At 48.7% G+C, this 19,908-nt stretch carries 14 protein-coding genes; 11 read left to right on the forward strand and 3 right to left on the reverse strand.

Going from position 1 to position 19,908, the window contains the following annotated elements:
- Positions 1 to 284: 284 nt before the first annotated feature.
- The gene (locus tag KU855_RS04910) at positions 285 to 3,077 is read right to left on the reverse strand and encodes an insulinase family protein (protein ID WP_256260880.1); all 2,793 of its coding nucleotides are present in this window, start codon (positions 3,075 to 3,077) and stop codon (positions 285 to 287) included.
- A 235-nt stretch (positions 3,078 to 3,312) separates the two neighbouring features.
- Here KU855_RS04910 and sixA point away from each other — a divergent pair, with 235 nt between their 5' ends.
- A complete protein-coding gene (gene sixA / locus KU855_RS04915; protein WP_218529191.1) occupies positions 3,313 to 3,798 on the forward strand; it encodes a phosphohistidine phosphatase SixA in 486 nt (161 codons plus the stop codon).
- 5 nt (positions 3,799 to 3,803) lie between these two features.
- Here sixA and smrB read toward each other — a convergent pair whose 3' ends face one another.
- Positions 3,804 to 4,328, reverse strand: coding sequence for an endonuclease SmrB (gene smrB, locus KU855_RS04920; RefSeq protein ID WP_218529192.1), 525 nt, complete (start codon positions 4,326 to 4,328; stop codon positions 3,804 to 3,806).
- Between the two features lie 168 nt (positions 4,329 to 4,496).
- Here smrB and prmB point away from each other — a divergent pair, with 168 nt between their 5' ends.
- The 5 genes from prmB to KU855_RS04945 all read left to right on the forward strand — a co-directional run bounded on the left by prmB (position 4,497) and on the right by KU855_RS04945 (position 9,294).
- Positions 4,497 to 5,441 (forward strand): 50S ribosomal protein L3 N(5)-glutamine methyltransferase, encoded by a 945-nt coding sequence (gene prmB, locus KU855_RS04925; RefSeq protein ID WP_218529193.1) that lies wholly within the window; start codon positions 4,497 to 4,499, stop codon positions 5,439 to 5,441.
- A 101-nt stretch (positions 5,442 to 5,542) separates the two neighbouring features.
- The gene (gene aroC, locus KU855_RS04930; RefSeq protein ID WP_218529194.1) at positions 5,543 to 6,640 is read left to right on the forward strand and encodes a chorismate synthase; all 1,098 of its coding nucleotides are present in this window, start codon (positions 5,543 to 5,545) and stop codon (positions 6,638 to 6,640) included.
- On the forward strand, positions 6,637 to 7,815 hold the full coding sequence (locus KU855_RS04935; protein ID WP_218529195.1) for an MFS transporter: 1,179 nt from the start codon (positions 6,637 to 6,639) through the stop codon (positions 7,813 to 7,815). The genes aroC and KU855_RS04935 overlap by 4 nt, the downstream gene beginning before the upstream one ends.
- A gap of 74 nt (positions 7,816 to 7,889) precedes the next feature.
- Positions 7,890 to 9,008, forward strand: coding sequence for an ATP-NAD kinase family protein (locus KU855_RS04940; protein WP_218529196.1), 1,119 nt, complete (start codon positions 7,890 to 7,892; stop codon positions 9,006 to 9,008).
- A 13-nt stretch (positions 9,009 to 9,021) separates the two neighbouring features.
- Positions 9,022 to 9,294: a YfcL family protein gene (locus KU855_RS04945; protein ID WP_218529197.1), complete on the forward strand. Its 273-nt coding sequence runs from the start codon at positions 9,022 to 9,024 to the stop codon at positions 9,292 to 9,294.
- A gap of 96 nt (positions 9,295 to 9,390) precedes the next feature.
- Here KU855_RS04945 and mnmC read toward each other — a convergent pair whose 3' ends face one another.
- On the reverse strand, positions 9,391 to 11,211 hold the full coding sequence (gene mnmC / locus KU855_RS04950; protein WP_218529198.1) for an FAD-dependent 5-carboxymethylaminomethyl-2-thiouridine(34) oxidoreductase MnmC: 1,821 nt from the start codon (positions 11,209 to 11,211) through the stop codon (positions 9,391 to 9,393).
- A 225-nt stretch (positions 11,212 to 11,436) separates the two neighbouring features.
- On the opposite strand from mnmC, the gene fabB reads away from it, so the two are divergent.
- The 5 genes from fabB to truA all read left to right on the forward strand — a co-directional run bounded on the left by fabB (position 11,437) and on the right by truA (position 19,898).
- Positions 11,437 to 12,648 carry a beta-ketoacyl-ACP synthase I gene (fabB, locus tag KU855_RS04955; protein ID WP_218529199.1) on the forward strand — a complete coding sequence of 404 codons (1,212 nt, stop codon included), beginning with the start codon at positions 11,437 to 11,439 and terminating at the stop codon, positions 12,646 to 12,648.
- Between the two features lie 180 nt (positions 12,649 to 12,828).
- Positions 12,829 to 13,983 carry a 4-phosphoerythronate dehydrogenase gene (locus tag KU855_RS04960; protein WP_218529200.1) on the forward strand — a complete coding sequence of 385 codons (1,155 nt, stop codon included), beginning with the start codon at positions 12,829 to 12,831 and terminating at the stop codon, positions 13,981 to 13,983.
- Position 13,984: 1 nt separating this feature from the next.
- Complete coding sequence (locus KU855_RS04965; RefSeq protein ID WP_218529201.1) at positions 13,985 to 15,001, forward strand: aspartate-semialdehyde dehydrogenase; 1,017 nt, start codon at positions 13,985 to 13,987, stop codon at positions 14,999 to 15,001.
- A gap of 234 nt (positions 15,002 to 15,235) precedes the next feature.
- Positions 15,236 to 18,925 carry a FimV/HubP family polar landmark protein gene (locus KU855_RS04970; protein WP_218529202.1) on the forward strand — a complete coding sequence of 1,230 codons (3,690 nt, stop codon included), beginning with the start codon at positions 15,236 to 15,238 and terminating at the stop codon, positions 18,923 to 18,925.
- A 190-nt stretch (positions 18,926 to 19,115) separates the two neighbouring features.
- Entirely contained in the window at positions 19,116 to 19,898 is a 783-nt protein-coding gene (gene truA, locus KU855_RS04975) for a tRNA pseudouridine(38-40) synthase TruA (RefSeq protein ID WP_218529203.1), read from the forward strand.
- Positions 19,899 to 19,908 lie beyond the last annotated feature (10 nt).

Genomic DNA, 19,908 nt, shown 5'->3' on the forward strand with positions numbered 1-19,908 from the left:
GCTTAAGTATTTCCACTTTTCCAGATCTGACGCCGCTTGTAAAGCCATGTTGAGTTATGGTTGATTGGTTTTTGTGCAGTGACTTAATGGCTTAAAATTGTTATTAACCATAAACATCTAAAATTTGGGGTTTAATGCTAAAATGCATTGGGTAATCAGCCATAGACTCTAATGAATGGTCGTTCGTTAATCAATATTGCTGAATGCTATAAAATAGATATAGTTGTCATAAAATAGTTTACCCCCAATCAGAACGAGAGGGGAGTTAACATTGGATTGATAATTTACAGTAAGAAGAGATTGCTCTGCTCTTTAAAATTGCGTAGGTCGGTAATTTTATTGCTGGATTCAAAACGGCATTGTTGTTGGTGGGCAAGGCCGGTGGAATGCAGGACTAATCTGTCCGCATGTTGAGTGCGCATATGGCCAATGATAAAACTAATGAGATCCGCTCGGGTCAGTTTTTCAATGTCAGCCACCACGTGTTCTCTCTGATTAAATGCATAATCTTTATGCCCTAAACTCGCCCAATAGCGCTGAGAGCGAGTTTTGAGGTTAGCATCATGCTCCATGACTTGGTTAATTAATCCCTGTTTAGTGCTTTGCCATTGTTCGGTGGTGATTTGCATAATGGCGTAAGTAAAATCCGCAATAAACTCATCAATGGCCTGCAATAATTTTACCGGCCCGCTGGCCGGAGACTGGATATAGAAAATGATCCCCGGATGGCGGTGCAGGGGTAAGTAGCCAGTACCGACCATGTAGCCTAATTGTTTTTCTGTGCGTAACTTATGAAAGAAATTAGACGACATGCTGTGATTGAGCAGACTAAAGATCGCCATGGCACGTGGATCGCTGTGCTCAGATTGATAATAGACAATGATACTGCTGTCTTGATGGTCAATGTCCAACTCACGATACAGGGTGCCACAACCCGCGAGGTTAATGAGCTCACGGCTGGATTCATCACTTGGCTGAGTCACTAAGGTCAGAATTTTTTTCAAATGATGGGCTAAGGACTGTGCCTCTTTAGCCAACCAGTCACCATAAATAAGCCCTTCGAGATGAATTTTTTCGAAAAATGCACTGATATGGCTATGTAAATCCTCGACTTCGATATCGGCGAGGGCTTCAGCCATGCGTTGGGGTTCATAAGAGCGCTTCTGTAAGGTGACCGCTAAACTAGTGAACAGCTGAGAAATGGGTTTCGCTTGGCTCTGGTTCTGCCAACTTCTCATTAATTGACGTTTGATTAACGCAAAACGCTCACGACAGAAGTTGCGTTCACGAGCCTTTTGTATCAATAGCTCCAACAACTTATTTTGTTTGCCGGTATAGCCTGATAGATGCAGAGTAATGCCGCCTTGGTGAGAATAGATATGATAGCCCAGCCCCGCAACCTCGGCCTGATAAGTATCCTCTGTCAGATAATCTAGCAGCATTTCCACATAAAGACGGGTTAAGGCGGCATGGGTGACCGTCTTGCTGGCACATTCTGAATCTAGCGATAAGAACATATGGGCTTTGGGTACGTTAAATTCATCGTCTTTCTTATGCCATAGGCGATAACCCTTGCCTTGGGCGATCACCGTCGGCACTGGGCTGACATTGGCCTCATATTTAGGTTCGGTGACGTCAGGGATAAACGGGTTGACTGGCGCCAAGCTCAATTGTTCACGCCAGTGCTTCACCTGCCAGCGGGCTAGGCGCTTGGGATCAATTTGATGATTGCGATAGGGGGTGAAATACCAAGGGGCCTGTTGTTCGGTTGATAAGTCGGGCGCAACCAATTGCAGTCGTAAATTGTCTGGCGCCAGCAAATCGAGTAATTCCCGGGTTTGCTCACTATCCAAACCATCCATTCGGTAATCACCAAACAAGGTATCGTCGGCGGGGTAGTGCTGCATATTAATACTGAGGTGGCTGGCGAGATCTAAAGCTCTCACCGGCTCTTGATATTTGTAGGCCAAGGTTAATAGGGTGGCTCGCTCTTGGTAACGCCACTCGATTAATCCTTCGGTTTTGATCAATAAAATCGCTTCAAAGCATAAGGTGACAATATCATCTATCTGCTTAAGCCCAGCATCGGTTAACTGAATATTGATGCAATAATCTTTAAAATTGTAACCATTAACACCACCACCGGCAGATAGGTTGCTGGCAAGCCCTAACTCTTTGAGACAATGCAACAAACTGCCACGACTTTCATTACCAAGTAAGTGGCTGATAAAGGTTAAAGGTTTGGTTTTGTATAAGTGATCTATCCCGCCGAGGGCGAAACTTAGTGTTAAACGCTTTTGATCTTTGAGCGGCACAATATCAATTTGTCGATTCTGCTCCGTTGCACCGACCAAGGTCACATTAGGGTAATTCTTTTTAAGATTTTTGTTGATAATCCCCGCAAAATATTGCATTGCCAGCTGTTCAAGTTTATCCAGTGCGAGGGGCGCTACTATACACAGAGTCATCAAATTGGCACTGTAATGCTGCTGATAGAAATCCAGTAACTCTTGGCGTAAGACGCGTTGATCTCCGTGCAAGGTTTCAAGGTTGCCCACGGAAAAATGGCTAAAAGGATGTGATTGATTAATCGTGGCTTTCTGTACCTGATAGATACGGCGGATATCATCTTTGAGCTTGAGGCTGAATTCAGACTCAATGGCTTGGCGTTCTCGGTCAACTAACTCGCAATTAAAGGTCGGCGCGATAAAAAATTGACTAAATCTATCGAGGGATTCTTCCAATTGACTGGCATGAATGCTGTAAAAGAAATTGGTATGCTCAGTGCCGGTCCACGCGTTATTACTGCCGCCATGTTGATTAATGAAATGATGATATTCGGCAGGATCTGGAAACTTGTCCGTGCCTAAGAACAACATATGCTCTAGAAAGTGAGCCATGCCAGGACGCTGCGCTGGATCATCAAAATGACCGACATTGACCGCCATCGAAGCCGCCGCTTGGCTGCTTTGCTCATCGGCGACCAATAGTACCCGTAATTGATTGGGTAAGGTGAGATAGCCATACTGGCGATTATCGTGATGACTGGTGTTGATCTGAATTAGCGCGTTGGCCAAGGTTCGCTCCATTGTGAATGGTCTCAGTATATCTTGATTGCCAGCGGCGGGTTTGGCAAATGACTTTTCTATATTTCACCAGCCTAATCTTAAGCGGAGGATAAATCATCCGATTATCTTTCGCATAAAGTGACGGCCGAGAGGACGGCGGGTTTTCGAAATTTAGAGTGTTACTCGATTAAGAATATGGCTACAATTAGCGCTCATTCACCTTTTAACAATGCAAGAGTGAAGTATGCAGTTATTTTTGATGCGCCATGGTGAAGCCAGTTTCGATGCCGCTTGCGATAAAGAGCGAGTGCTGACGGAAACCGGTCGTTATCAATCACGCACTATGGTTCAATGTTTGCGAATGGATAATCGCCCCTTCGATTTAGTGCTGGTGAGCCCGTATATTCGTGCGCAGCAAACTTGGCAGGAAGTCCGTGAGTTATTGGGTGAGCCGCGCCATTGCATCGAGCTAAATAATCTCACTCCGGACGCGTCTCCTCGCATCGCTGCCGATGTCATTTTGGCCTACGCGGAGCAATATAAGGCCGATAAGGTCTTAGTGATCAGTCACATGCCATTGTTAGGTTATTTGATCGGTGAATTGGTGGCCGGCGAAGAACCGCCGCTATTTGCCACTTCCGCCGTGGCATTATTAGATAAACATGGTGAACGCCTGAGTTATCAATCGATGACTATGCCAAGCATGATGACTGCCAGTAGTCCGGTGTAATCCCTTTAGTCGAACGTGTCTTCTAGACCGATATCGATAAGTACCAGTAAGGCGGCGTCGCCTCCCCAGGCTTTTGGCGCTTGATGAAAGGCTTGTACTTTGGGATGCTGAGCCAGCCACAATGGAATTTGTTGTTTTAAAATTCCCTGACCATAGCCATGCATCACACAGCAGGTGTGACAATGTTCACGGATACACGCCTCAATCAATGCAATGAGTTCGAGTTTGGCTTCTGCTTGGCGCATCCCATGGACATCGAGCAATATCTCGGGCACATAATCCCCACGGCGTAAGCGTTTTAACTCCAGACTGTCGGTCTGGGGCGAGCGCCAGCGCATCGGGCCATCGGTGGGTAATAATGGTTGATAGGTATCGGAAAACAATCCAGCGGCATCTTGAGTCATCTTATGACTGACCAGTACCGTCTTGGCTTTAACTGGGGTATCAAAATGGCGGGTATCTTGCCTTAATGGTTTAATATCAGCCATTAACTCGGCAAAGCTGCTGAGATTGTTTTTTTGAATGGTCATGAAAGCACTGTTGTCTTGGCTAAAGGGAAAATGAATCAATCCCCTCTAGTGTAACCTATGTTATTGCCCAGCCCAATCCTAGCCTCGCGCCAATTTCACACTATTGGTTATGTGTTCTGAACAAGCTTCAGTTACAATAGCGCCAGAGACTTATTGTTGGAGTGTGTTTTGGATAAAATTTTTGTGGATGAAGCGGTCACTGAACTGCGGACAATTGGCGATATGTTGCGTTGGGCGGTGAGTCGTTTTAACGATGCCGGCATTTTTTACGGTCATGGCACTGATAATGCCTGGGATGAGGCCGTCTCTTTGGTGTTTCACGCTTTGCATTTACCCGATGAAGTCGGTCAACAGGTTATCCATGCCAATTTAACCAGCAGTGAAAAGCACAAGATCGTTGAACTGATCTTACGCCGCGTGCGCGAGCGTTTGCCGGTGCCGTATTTAACGAATGTGGCACGCTTCGCTGGCTTAGATTTTTATGTCGATGAGCGCGTACTCGTGCCGCGCTCACCGATTGGTGAAATGATCGCGAATCGATTCGAACCTTGGTTATATAACAAGTCAGTCAATCGCGTCTTAGATCTCTGTACTGGCAGTGGCTGTATTGCGATTGCTTGTGCCTATGAGTTTGAAGATGCTGAAGTTGATGCCGTGGACATTAGCGAAGACGCGCTTGATGTTGCCCAAATTAATATCGAAGGCTTAGGCGTGATGGAGAGGGTGTTCCCAATCCAATCTGATATGTTTGCTGCCATTCCAGTTGGCCCGCAATATGATTTAATTGTTTCTAATCCGCCATATGTAGATGCCGATGATTTGTCGGATATGCCTGCCGAGTTTCACCATGAACCAGAGTTAGGCTTAGCCTCGGGACGTGATGGCTTGGATTTGACCAAGCGTATCCTTGCCAATGCGGCCGATTACTTAACCGAAGACGGTGTCTTAGTGGTTGAGGTCGGTAACTCTATGGTGCACTTAATGGAGCAATTCCCAGAAGTCCCCTTTACTTGGGTGAGCTTTAACCACGGTGGTGATGGGGTGTTTGTGTTGACCCGTGATCAGTTGCTTGAAAATGAATCACTGTTCGCCATCTATAAAGACAGGGCATAATTGACCTAAGTGCATGATGCCATCGCAACCTAAAACGACACGTGAGTGTCGTTTTTTTCAATGACAGCGCATCATAAAAATAATGGAATAGAGAGGTTCTGATGTCAGGAAATAGCATAGGGTTGAATTTTGTTGTCACCAGTTTCGGTGAAAGTCATGGGCCGTCCATCGGCTGCATTATTGATGGGTGTCCACCGGGCTTAGCTTTAACTGAAGCCGATATGCAGCATGATCTCGATAGACGTCGTCCCGGCACATCGCGCTTTACTACCGCACGGCGCGAAGCCGACCAAGTGCGCATTTTATCTGGCGTATTTAACGGCGTAACTACTGGCACCTCGATTGGATTGTTGATTGAAAATACCGATCAACGTAGCCAAGACTACTCCAATATCAAAGATGTGTTTCGACCTGGGCATGCCGATTACACCTACCAACAAAAGTACGGCCTGCGGGATTATCGCGGCGGGGGCCGTTCTTCTGCCCGTGAAACCGCCATGCGAGTGGCCGCTGGCGCCATTGCTAAAAAGTATTTACAGCAGGTTCATGGCATCGAAATCTATGGCTTTTTATCCCAACTAGGTCCGATTGCCGGCGAGCATATAGATCGCACCGTGATTGAGAATAATCCCTTCTTCTTTGCCGATGCCAGCAAACTTGATGCCTTAGAAACTTATATGCGCAATTTAAAAAAATCCGGCGATTCTATTGGTGCCAAAATTACCGTGGTTGCTGACGGTGTGCCTGTGGGGCTTGGCGAGCCGGTGTTTGATAGGCTCGATGCCGATATTGCTCATGCCATGATGGGGATAAATGCGGTCAAAGGCGTTGAAATTGGCGATGGGTTTGCCGTCGTTGAGCAAAAAGGCTCTGAGCACCGAGACTTAATGTCGCCTCAAGGCTTTGCATCTAATCATGCCGGGGGCATTTTAGGCGGGATTTCATCGGGGCAACCGGTGATCGCCCACTTAGCCTTAAAGCCGACCTCAAGCATTAGCGTCGAAGGCGACAGCATTGATGTACGAGGCGATGCCGCTAAAGTGGTGACCAAGGGTCGTCATGATCCTTGTGTGGGTATCCGCGGGGTACCGATTGCTGAAGCCATGATGGCGATAGTGTTAATGGATCACTTATTACGTCATCGAGCGCAAAATCATGATGTGTTATCAACGACCCCAGTGTTAGGAATGCGTGAATGATATCCACTCGGCCGCAGGCGTCATTAATTTGGTTGTCCGCCTGCTATTTTTTCTTTTTTTCTATTCTTGGCATTATGGTCCCCTACTTAGGGGTATTTTTTGATGACAGGGGCTTTTCTCCTCAGCAAATTGGCTTCCTGCTGGCCATTGTCATGGGCACACGGATTATTGCTCCGAATGTGTGGGCGCGAGTCGCGGATAAAACCGGGATGCGCGCTCAATTAATCAAAATGGGCGCTTTTGTCGCGGCCTTGAGTTACACCAGTTTTTTCTACGATGGCTCGTTTCTCTATATGGCCATTAGCTTGTCGATATACACCTTCTTTTGGAATGCGATTCTGGCTCAGTTGGAGGTGATTACCTTAGAAACCTTAGGTGACAAAGCTTATCGATATGGGGTGATCCGTAGTTTCGGCAGTATGGGTTATATCTGTTTAGTGGTTGCCGGTGGCTTTGCTATTGAAGCCTTCGGTCCGCAAGTGTTGCCGCAAATTGGCATGGTGCTGTTTATCGGCATGTTGCTGTGCTCTCTCCCTTTACCGAATGATAAGCAGCAGGTAGCGAGTCGTGATGTGGCTGCGCAAAAACTGAATAAGTCGATTGTTTGGTTTTTAATTTCGGCAATGTTACTGCAGATGAGTGCGGGGCCCTTTTATGGTTTCTTTGTCCTCTATTTAAAGCAGGCGGGTTATACCGAGTCGATTGCCGGTATTTTTGTTGCGCTTGGGGTCGTGTCTGAAATTATCATGTTTATGTTTGCCCCGCGCTTATTGGCCCGTTTTGGCGTGACTTGCTTGTTGGTTGTTAGCACGGCGATGACGGTTGTGCGTTGGTTATTACTGGCGTTTGCCGTTGAGTCACTCTGGTGGCTGACGGTCAGTCAATTGCTGCACGCATTTACCTTTGGATTGGTTCATGCTGCATCGATTCAGTTTGTGCATCAAGCCTTTGCCAAATCACACCAAAGCCAAGGGCAAGCCCTATATGCAAGTTTAGGCTTTGGCTTAGGCGGGGCGCTGGGCATTTGGGTTTGCGGTTACATCTGGGGAGATGGCTCAGGCGCCATGTGGACTTGGGTCTTTGCGGCGGCTTGTGCGGCCTGCTCATTAATCGCATTATCTGCCATTCCAAAACCGCAAGCGGCCATGGGGACTCGGCAGTCACTGCCAGTATAAAGCACGCATCGTGGCGCGGGGCCGAGCTGGCGCCCGTACTGAGTCGTGACGGATAGGGACAAATAGGATGTACTATGAATCGAAAATTCCATTTAGGACTGTTAATCAACCCGTTGGCAGGGCTGGGTGGCAGTGTCGCCCTTAAAGGAAGTGATCATGTGGCCGAGCTGGCGTTAGCGCTTGGTGCCACCCCGAAAGCGAATGAACGCATGGCCCAAGCGTTAGTGCCCTTATTACCCTATAAAGACCGCTTAATGATGATGACCGGCAGTGGTGCCTTAGGCGCGGATGTCTGTGAGCGCATGGGCTTTAGCTATCAAGTCGTGTATCACAGCAACGGGCCATATAGTGCGGCCGATACCCAACAATTGATCCACGCGATGATGCCGTTTCAGCTTGATTTGTTGTTATTCGCCGGGGGGGATGGTACCGCTCGTGATGTACTCGATTGTGTGCCTGAGCAGCAAGTGGTGCTTGGGGTGCCCGCTGGGGTTAAAATTCACTCTGGCGTGTACGGTATCACTCCCTCCGCGTCCGGAACTGTCGTGGCGATGTTGCTTGACGGTCAGTTAGTTAACTTGGCCTGCGCCGATGTGATGGATATTGATGAGGTCGCCTTTCGTGGTGGCCAAGTGAGGGCCAAACGCTTTGGCGAGCTGCTGGTGCCGGCCGAGCCGCGATATATCCAAGCCGTAAAAATGGGCGGCAAGGAAAGTGATGATCTGGTATTAGCCGATATTGCTGCCGATGTGATTGAACAAATGGATGATGAGTATTTCATTATGGGTTCAGGCAGTACCGTGGCATTTATTATGGAAGAACTGGGTATTGATAATACCTTGCTCGGTGTTGATGTGATTGCGGATAAGCAACATCTGTTGGCCGATGCGACCGCCGAGCAATTGGTGGCATTAGCCGCGGATCGACCGGTAAAGCTAGTGATCACCTTGATCGGTGGCCAAGGCCATATCTTAGGACGCGGTAATCAACAATTGTCTGCGGAATTCATCAAACGAGTCGGCCGTGACAATATCATCATAGTGGCGACAAAAACTAAGTTAAAAGCACTTGAAGGTCGGCCATTAATCGTGGATAGTGGCGACCCAGAATTAGACCAAGCCCTTGCTGGTTTTTATAAAGTGACTACTGGATATCATGATTATGTGATGTACCAAGTGGCCAATCCAGAATGAGCGGAGAAGTACCATGTTGGAAAAATACGATAACACCTTGAACCAATGGATTGAACACATTGTGGCTCAAGGGGATGACGATGCGCTTTTCGCCAGTGGTTATCTGCAAGGGCACGTCACGGTTGCCTTAGCACAATTGGAGCAAGAAGGCGTTAGCGGTTTTGATGAGTTACAGCTGAAGATGCAACAGAGTTTGCAGCTGGCCAGTCGCGAACTTGAAGATGCAGATTTTAAGTTAGTGCAGCATGCATGGCATGAGCTGTCATCACAGCTGATTGCCTGCTAACACCTAGATATTGCGGCCCCAATGCGCTATGCGTTGGGGTACATTGCTTAAAGGCTGCGTCTAATTGTGCTGATGCCGTTAACGCAGGTGTCGGGCTTAATCAAATCTTACCTGTTTACCCCGGATCAATTTTCTCAGCCATAAACGATTAGGGATTAGCATTTCCACCATGGGCTGATGACAGGGTAAAAACTCTCCACCCAGTTGGCTCGCGAGCATTTCCGCGGCGATAGCACCATTACATAATCCCCGGCTACCCAGTCCCCCCAATAAATATAAACCGGCCACTACTGGCGCGGCTTGCTGTTGCCAAAAATCGGCAATCTCTTGCTTGTGTCCTTGGGGAAAGTGAGTCGTTTGCGCTATGTGTTGAAGCCGGTCGATATCAGTTGCAAGGCCGACAACGGGAAAGTGATCGCGGCTGACCATGCGAATACCCACGCGGGCTTCGTGCGCCGAAATATCCACTTGCTCAGTCCAAGCTTGCTCAGGGTAACTGCTTTGTAGCTGGGCTAAATTGGCCGTTTGCTCGGCGTCGCTATAGTCGCAATGGCTTGGGTTTTTGATATAGCTAGCGCCCAAGCAATGGCTGCCATTATGGCGGGGGGTAAAATAGCCTTTAGCACACAATACCGTGCTAATTGGGCTCAACTGGGCATGAGTGGGCACGTGACTGACTTGTCCACGAAAAGGACTTAAGGCTTGCGCCTTGGTCTGGGTAAACTGATTGATGCCAATGCCATTGGCCAACACCAGTTGATCAAAGGGGCCGTGGCGCTGCTCATTGGTCACTAAATACCAACCCTCGACTTCGCGGCGGATCTCGTTGATGGTTTGCTTAAAATGCAGTTGGCCGAACGGAACAGCAGCGTCAAAGCACGCTTGGGTGAATTGCGCCGGAGCAACCCAGCCGGCTTGGGGATAATAGAGGCCCTCATGTTGAATATTGACCCCCGCTAATTGATTACTCTGCTCGGCGGAGCAGTGTTGTACTAATGCGCTAGGGAAGCCGGCCGAGGCGATTTGACCGAGCCGCTCATCGGAGCGTAGATCATGACCGGTTTGCAATACACCACAAAAGTCATGGGCAATGGGATGGTGTTGACTCAAATATTGCAAGCGTTGGCGACTGAGGCCAAACCCTTGGCTATAAAAACGGCTGAGTAAATCATGTTCCGGCGTCAATAACGGGTATAGGGCGCCTTGACGGTTACCTGACGCGGCGGCGGCGAGTCTCTCATCTTGGCAAAATAGTGAAAAGGGGCGTTGTCTCAGTGCCAAACTATATGCCAGCTGAGCACTGGCAAGGCCACCGCCGATGATGGCGATGCTACCTAGGCCTTCATCCAGCGGTAAGTGTCCACAGGCTTGTGATTGCTGGCGCCGCAATACTTGCCGTTGTTCCAAGCTAATGGGGTCCGGCACACCGCTCGACGCCGCGAAGGCATCGGCTGAACTGCACAGCACCAATTGCGCTAAATTGTGGGTGTTAAGGCGCGATCTCAGTTCGGGATCATCTAAGATAATCTTGGCATCATCGCGACTTAACCGCGCCAGCTGCCACAACATGTTGGCCTGAAGCCATTGCGGATCTGATTGATGCCAAAACCACCGACTGACACGTTGACGCGCTGGTGTGATTAATTGTTGTAGCTGCTGCGGCTCAGGAAAATAATGAACATCGAGGCGAATTTGCTTATCTGGCCATTCAAAACGCTGACTTTGCGGCGCATCGAGGGCATTTGCATGCAGCTCATCATGAAAATAATGATAGAGATCTTGGAACTCAGGCGTTATATGTTGCCAGCGGGCAATATTACTGGGCTTAAGATCGTGCTTGCTCAGCAATATTAACAGATGACAGGCTTGCGTTGGCCGCTGGGTTAACCAAAGTTCAGGTGTGGAAGGTAACCCCACCCAGGCATTAACTGTTACACTCTCAGGTTGCTGTGCTATGTTGGTATGTGCTGTTGATGCTGGTAGTGGGGAAAAGTCCAAATGCGGCAATTTCCTGTACTCCGAAAATAACTATTGGCATCATTTTACCTGCATTTATGGAAAGCTGACCACTTTAGTGAACTAAAAGCGATACCATGAGCTCAGCAAAATTTGGTCCTGACATTACGGAATGGATAGTTAGCAATGAAAAGAGTCGTTATCACAGGTATGGGCGTAGTTTCTAGCATTGGCAATAACCTCTCTGAGGTGTTGCAATCATTGAAAGCTGGAAAAAGTGGCATTACTCGCTCGGCACAATTTGAAGAAATGAAACTCCGCAGTTTAGTGTGGGGGGATATAAAGTTAGATCCTAGCGAGCATATTGACCGTAAAGCATTGCGTTTTATGGGTGATGCCGCTGCATATGCTTACATCGCCATGAAGGAAGCCATTAGCGATGCTGGCCTAGAAGAAGCGCAATATTCTCACCCGCGGGTTGGATTAGTGGCCGGTAGTGGTGGCGCTTCTTCGCACAACCAAGTATGGGCTGCTGATACCTTGCGCGAAAAAGGAGTTAAGCGTGTCGGCCCTTATATTGTTCCGCGTATTATGTCGAGCACAGCCAGTGCTTGCTTGGCGACTCCGTTTAAAATTAAAGGCGTAAACTATTCGATTAGTTCGGCCTGTGCCACCAGTGCTCACTGTATCGGTCATGCAGCCGAACTCATTCAGATGGGTAAGCAAGATATCGTATTTGCGGGCGGGGCAGAGGAAGTAGATTGGACCCTAACCATGGGCTTCGATGCGATGGGCGCTTTGTCTACCAAGTATAACGATACCCCCGAACGTGCCTCTCGGACCTATGATGCTGACCGCGATGGGTTTGTTATTTCTGGCGGCGGCGGGATCGTGGTTGTTGAAGAGTTAGAGCATGCTTTAGCCCGCGGCGCTAAAATTTATGCCGAAATCGTCGGTTACGGTGCCTCGTCAGACGGGTATGACATGGTCGCTCCGTCAGGCGAAGGTGCAGTGCGTTGTATGCAAATGGCCTTAGCCGACGTCGATACTGACGTGGATTATATCAATACCCATGGCACATCGACGCCGGTGGGCGATATGCGTGAATTAGAAGCACTGAAAGAAGTCTTTGCCGATAATATGCCTGCCATCGCCTCCACTAAGTCATTAACCGGCCATGCCTTAGGTGCAGCGGGTGTGCATGAAGCTATTTACAGTTTATTGATGCTGGATAATAACTTTATTGCTAAGAGCGCCAATATCGATAACTTGGATCCTCAAGCGGAAGGTTTACCAATTGTGACTGAATACACTGAGAAAATGATGAATACCGTCATGAGTAACAGTTTTGGTTTCGGTGGCACCAATGCCAGCTTAGTGATGACCAAGTATAAATAACCTGTTGGCTGATGATGTCGTTAAAAGGGAAGCTTAGGCTTCCCTTTTTTGTGGCGATATTGTCAGTACGGCGATGGGGTGTTTACCTGAGATGTTAATCGCCTTTAGTGCGGCGCTGAAAATTCGAGATTTGCGCTGATTGGTATAAGATAGGCGCAACGAGATCAGTAGGGAAACTAGATGAAGATTATTGCGGATCAAAACATGCCGTATGTCAGAGAATTGTTTGCAGACATAGGGGAGGTGACCTTAGTCGATGGCCGCCAATTGCAGCCTCAGCAATTACAATGCGCCGATATTTTACTGGTGCGCTCGGTCACCGAGGTCAACGCAGCGCTGCTCGCCGAGGCGCAGCAATTAGGATTTGTGGGAAGCGCGACAATTGGTAAAGAGCATATCGATGAAGCCCATTTAGCTGCGCAGGGGATCCAATTTACCAATGCCCCCGGTTGCAATGCCATCGCGGTGGGGGAATATGCATTTATTTGTATGCTGGAGCTGGCCCAGCAACAGGGGTGTCTATTAACTGACAAAACGGTGGCCATTATTGGGGCGGGCAATACGGGGTCAGCGTTGGCCGCCTGCTTAACCGCCATTGGGATGACGCCCTTATTGTGCGATCCCTTGTTACAACAATCCGGCGACCCCCGTGAGTTTGTTAGTCTCGATGAAGCCATTGCCGCCAGTGATATTATTAGCTTGCATGTGCCTCTGACCCGTGAGGGAGAACACCCCACACTGCATATGTTTGATAAGGCCAGACTCGCTACATTAGCAAAAGGTACATGGTTACTTAATTGCTGTCGTGGTGGCGTGATAGATAATCAAGCCTTGGTTGAGGTTATGACGGCTGGAGCGCAATTATCCTTAGTGCTGGATGTGTGGGAGAACGAACCGCATCCCCTGTTGACCTTAGTGCCTTGGGTTACCATTGCGACCCCTCATATTGCTGGCTACAGTCTCGAGGGGCGGGCGCGCGGAAGTTATTTACTCTACCAAGCTTGTTGCCAATGGTTGGGTCTCAAGGCCGATATTCTTCTCGATGATTTATTGCCACCGTTCCCGTTTCAGCAGCTTATGATAGCCAATAGCCCCTCACTTCACGGCCAAGAACTCGACAGTCAACGGCGGTTATTATCTCTGGCTCGACTGGTCTATGACGTGCGAGATGATGATGCCATGTTTAGACAAGTGCTGACTAATGTAACTGGCTTTGATCAAATGAGAAAAAATCATCGTCATCGACGCGAATTTAGTGCTTTGTCACTGGCATCAACTGGGGGTTGTAAGTTAGATTGGTTAATCAGTTTAGGTTTTGCAGGAGTCAGTCAATAAAATGTCGCAAGAATTTAATGTTGTAGTGTTGGGCGCTTCAGGAGCCGTGGGTCAAACCATGATAGAAATTCTGGAGGAACGTAACTTTCCCGTCGCCAAACTGTTCCCACTCGCCAGTCGTCGTAGTGCGGGGGAAACGGTCGAATTTCATGGCGAGCAAGTAGAAATTCTCGATGTTGAAACCTTTGACTGGAGTCAGGCACAAATCGGCTTTTTCTCAGCCGGTGGTGACGTATCGGCCAAATGGGCCCCCATTGCGGCAGAATTTGGCTGTGTGATCATCGATAACACCTCTCACTTCCGCTATGACCCAGATATTCCGTTAGTGATCCCAGAGGTGAATCCGCACGCCATTGCTGATTTTCGTAACCGTAATATCATTGCCAACCCAAACTGTTCAACCATTCAGATGCTGGTGGCGCTTAAGCCGATTTATGATGCCTTTGGCATTAGTCGCATTAATGTTGCCACCTATCAGTCGGTCTCTGGGACTGGCAAAGAAGCGATTGAAGAGTTGGCGGCACAATGTGCGCGCTTGCTGCAAGGATTACCGGCTGAATCTAAGGTGTACGATAAACAAATTGCGTTTAACGCCTTGCCGCATATCGATGTGTTTTTAGATAATGGTTACACCAAAGAAGAAATGAAAATGGTGTGGGAAACGCAGAAAATTTTGGGCGATACTCAGATCACTGTGAACCCGACCGCGGTGCGAGTGCCAGTGTTTTATGGTCATTCAGAAGCTATTCATTTAGAAACCGTACAAAGTGTTGATGCTGAGGCGATTAAATCAGTATTAGTCGATGCTCCGGGAGTTGAGCTGTTTGAAACGGATAGTGACTATCCAACGGCCGTGACTGATGGTGCCGGTACGGATGCCGTATTTGTGGGCCGTGTTCGCAATGATATTTCTCATGAAAATGGCATTAACTTATGGGTAGTGTCAGATAATATTCGTAAAGGTGCGGCATTAAATAGTGTCCAAATTGCTGAGATCTTGATCCGCGATTACTACTAATTTTGGCCTCTAGGCTAGTCATTTGATAAAGAGGCCTGCATTTTGCAGGCTTTTTTGTGGCTACGGCAAGGTTCTTACGGGCAAAAATTGACTAGGGCGGCGTAACAACGCCAAGCGAGTGACTTGGTTCACTAGCTCAGAGGTGGTTTCTAGTTTATAGTATTTTCAATAAATACAATTGCCTAAGAAAAGTGTTTGGCGGATAACTATTTTGCGCTGCTAAGGGATGAATTGATGAATTTTCGTATGACAACTTGGGTTAAGGGATGGCAACCATTGTTGTTGGCGCTGTCGATGACAATGGCAACAACCGCGGCACAGGCGGCAGAACCATTAAGGTTAATTGGACCCGACGGCCAATCTCGACAAGTTGTCCAGCAATATGGCCCTACCACACCATCAGATACCTTTTGGCGTATCGCAGTCTCTTCGCGTCCCGACCCAAGTTTAACGGTATATCAAGTCATGGCGGCGATTTTTGAAGCCAACCCTCACGCCTTTGCCAGCAACAATTACAATAGCCTCGAAAAAGGCATGATATTGACTATCCCCTCGGCAGCTGACATGGCGGCGATACCGGCAGCACTCGCTAAAAACCGTGCAGAACAAGATGACGCCAGCTGGAAACGGTTGAGCCGCAAGCAAAAGCAACAAGCATTTGACAACCATGACAGCGCCGCCAAGCCCGCGATTGCCAACACTACACCGCCAGTGATCGAAGTGCCAGCGCCTAAGCCTGCGGTAGCTGAGGTCGTTGAAGCGAGCGAACTCGATAAATTATCGCTGACCTTGCAAGAGACTCAGGCCAAAAATTTGGCGTTAACCGATGAATTAGCCAGAGCGCTAGATCAGTTGTTGGTGAGTAATACTGATAACCAAAATTTGAAAGCTCGGCTTGAAGAAGTGATTGAGAAAGTTGCTCAGTTAGAAGAGCAGTTGATGGTGAGTCGTCAACAAAATGCCATGTTGAAAGCTGAAATCGATGCATTACAGCAACAGCACAGCACAGTACCTATTAAAGAAGCGCAACCGAGCTTATTAGATAATCCCTGGTTATTAGGGGGGATTAGCGCAGGCTTTATCTTATTAATTTTACTGATCATTGGCTTGTTGTTACGTCGTCGCCAGCATAATAGTGCGGCCACGGATCCTAAGCTTGCTCCTGAAACGGTTGCTAGCGCTGGGGTAGCTGCCGCGGCTGTTGCAGCTACGGCTGCCGCTGCGACTGAGGATGAATTAAGCGTACATTTAGACGAAGAAGATGACTCCATTGATAGCTTGCTTGATCTTGATGCCATCGATTTAGCGCCAGAAGTTGATTTAGGTGAAGATGATCAAATGGCAATGGCGGCAGAAATGTTCGCTGGCGATGATCTTTCTAGCGATGATGAGCAAGCGCCTGCGGGTGATGAAGGCCAATCTCTTGATGATCTGTGGGCCGAGGCCATGGGTGAACAGTCTGCAGCAGAGGAAGATACCGATCTTGATTCACTGCTCGCCAGTTTAGATGCTCCTGATGAGGACGTTGCCGATAACGAGATCCAAGAGAGCGATGATGCTGATGCCTTAAGTCAAGATCTCGACTTTGATATGGAGGACGCGTCTGAGGCCGAATCTGCCGATGATGCCGACGGGTTATTGGCTGCGGGTGAACCTGAACTCGGTGTTGACGCCCAAGACACCGATGAGGCCGTGGCCTCACAAGAAGATCTCGATGCAATATTGACTGATCTGGACCCAGCACCAGCGGTCGACGAGCCAATTGATAGTCTTGATGAACTCGACCTTGATGCCGATAGCGATGATATCGAAGCCATGCTAGCCGAGTCGGTTGCGGTTGAAGATGAATTAGAGGATGCCTTGCAGGCGTTAACGCCAGAGGCAGCGGACGACTCTCAGGGGGAAACCAACGCTGAACTTGATAACCTCGATGCGCTCGATCTTGATGCCGATAGCGATGATATCGAAGCCATGCTAGCCGAGTCGGTTGCGGTTGAAGATGAATTAGAGGATGCCTTGCAGGCGTTAACGCCAGAGGCAGCGGACGACTCTCAGGGTGAAACCGGCGCTGAACTTGATAACCTCGATGCGCTCGATCTTGATGCCGATAGCGATGATATCGAAGCCATGCTGGCCGAGTCGGTTGCGGTTGAAGATGAATTAGAGGATGCCTTGCAGGCGTTAACGCCAGAGGCAGCGGACGACTCTCAGGGTGAAACTCGCGCTGAACTCGATAACCTCGATGCGCTCGATCTTGATGCCGATAGCGATGATATCGAAGCCATGCTGGCCGAGTCGGTCGCGGTTGAAGATGAATTAGAGGATGCCTTGCAGGCGTTAACGCCAGAGGCAGCGGACGACTCTCAGGGTGAAACTAGCGCTGAACTCGATAACCTCGATGCGCTCGAACTTGATGCCGATAGCGATGATATTGAAGCCATGCTGGCCGAGTCGGTCGCCGCTGAAGATGAAGTCGATGATGGTTTACTGACATTAACACCAGAGGTCGACATTGAAGCAGAGGCAGAAGCAGAAGCAAGCCTAGATACAGCCCCCGCACTTGATAGTCTCGATGATGTTGAGCTGGATATAGAGAGCGCTGATTTAGGCGCCATCGCGGCCGCGACGGTCGCCGCTGAAGATGAAGTCGATGATGGTTTACTGACATTAGCACCAGAGGTCGACATTGAGGCCGAGGCAGAAGCAGAGGCAGAAGCAAGCCTAGATACAGCCGTCGCACTTGATAGTCTCGATGATCTTGATCTGGATATAGAGAGCGCTGATTTAGGCGCCGTCGCGGCCGAGACGGTCGCCGCTGAAGATGAAGTCGATGATGGTTTACTGACATTAGCACCAGAGGTCGATATTGAGGCCGAGGCCGAGGCAGAAGCAGAGGCAGAGGTAGAGGCAGAAGCGAGCCTAGATACAGCCGTCGCACTTGATAGTCTCGATGATCTTGAGCTGGATATAGAGAGCGCTGATTTAGGCGCCGTCGCGGCCGAATCGGTTGCCGCTGAAGATGAAGTCGATGGCTTGCAGGCTGTTGCACCAGTGGCAGACGCTGATACTCTCATTGATGCTGATGCTGATGCTGATGCTGATGCTGATGCTGATGCTGATGCTGATATCTCCGTCGAAGAGTTAGAACCGGCCGTTGCCGCTGAGTTAGATCTTGAACCTGCGTTAGATTTTGCGCCTGAAGGGTTGCAAAGTGCCGATGACGCCGCAGTCGAGCCGTCCGATGATAGCGCGACTGCCTCCGTAAGTGAGCCACTGGCGTCAGAATTGGCTGATAGCCTGGATGATATTGACGAAAATTCGGATGATGCCAATGAACCTGCGGATAAATCCCGGGGGATATTTGATGATTTAAAATCACCCTCAGCCAATGAACTTGATAGCGGCAGCTTGTCGGATGAAGATCTCTTAGCCGAGTTTGCCCAGCAAGCTGATCTTGATGAGGACAATCTTGCCGATGTCGAGCCAGTTCTTGAAGATGACACAATATTGGATGTTAGCGATGACAGCCCAAAACTCACGGTTGATCAAGCATTAGCAGCACTGGATGCCCAAGAGCAGGGCGCTCAAGCAAAATATGATCAAGACTTAGCTAATTTCCAAAAAGATAATGGTTACATTGATATCGATCGCTTACTGAATGAAGCGGATGAACCGGTTGATGATAGCGATAAATATCGCGAGCCTGAAATGGTGATGAGTGAAGTGACTCAGCTTTTTGAGGGCGTTGATTTAATTGATGTTGATGATGAAGAAAACGCCATCAATGCCAAACTTGACTTAGCGCGGGCCTACATGGAAATCGATGATGCCGACAGTGCCAAAGCATTATTGGATGAAGTGAATCTTGATGGTAACGAAAAACAACAGCTCGAAGCGCAAAAGTTGATGGGTAAACTCAGCTAGCTTGGCTGTCGCTGGTCAGGCGACATGGTGCGGGTGTGTTGCTGATAAAAAGCCCAACTTAGGTTGGGCTTTTTGCTTTTTACTGAGTGAGCTGATGTCAACAAAATGCCACTATGCGCCGTTTTTTTATGCAGGGGCTGTCAGGCGTTTATGGTATATTTGCCGCAAATTTGTAGTTGAGAGATTTAAGATGCGCATAGCCCTAGGGGTTGAATATGACGGCAGCGGTTTTTATGGCTGGCAACGTCAGGCCGAAGTCGACTCGGTGCAGGCACAATTAGAACGTGCCTTGTCGGTGATTGCCAATGAACCGATTGCATTGCAATGCGCTGGTCGCACCGATGCTGGGGTACACGCCACGGGGCAAGTAGTGCATTTTGATACCCAAGCTATTCGTAATATGGGGGCTTGGACCTTAGGGGTTAACAGTCATTTGCCAGATCAAGTGGCCGTGCGTTGGGCCATGGAGGTCGATGACGATTTTCATGCGCGTTTTTCAGCGACAGCTCGCCGTTATCGATACGTGATTTATAACCATAATTTACGTCCGGGCATTTTGCGATATGGCGTTAGCCAATATCCGGGGCAGATTGATGAGCAGCGTATGCATTTGGCAGCACAATACTTGATAGGTGAGCAAGACTTTACCAGTTTTAGAGCCATTCAATGCCAGTCGAAAACCCCGTTTCGTAATGTGCATCGGGTGGATGTGACCCGCCATGGTGCCTTTGTGATTGTTGATATCGCCGCCAATGCGTTTTTACATCACATGGTGCGTAATATTGTGGGATCGTTACTAGAAGTCGGCTACGGCCGAGAAGACCTTGATTATCTGGGTAAATTATTGGCCTTAAAAGACCGCAGTAAAGCGGCGGCGACGGCCAAGCCACATGGCTTGTATCTCGTGGATGTGACTTACCCCAATTATCAGTTGCCTAAACCGGCCATGGGGCCATTATTTTTGGCGGATTAACTATGACAGC

Origin of the sequence: Shewanella sp. NIFS-20-20 (assembly GCF_019209865.1) — a bacterium.
Classification (GTDB): Bacteria; Pseudomonadota; Gammaproteobacteria; order Enterobacterales; family Shewanellaceae; genus Shewanella.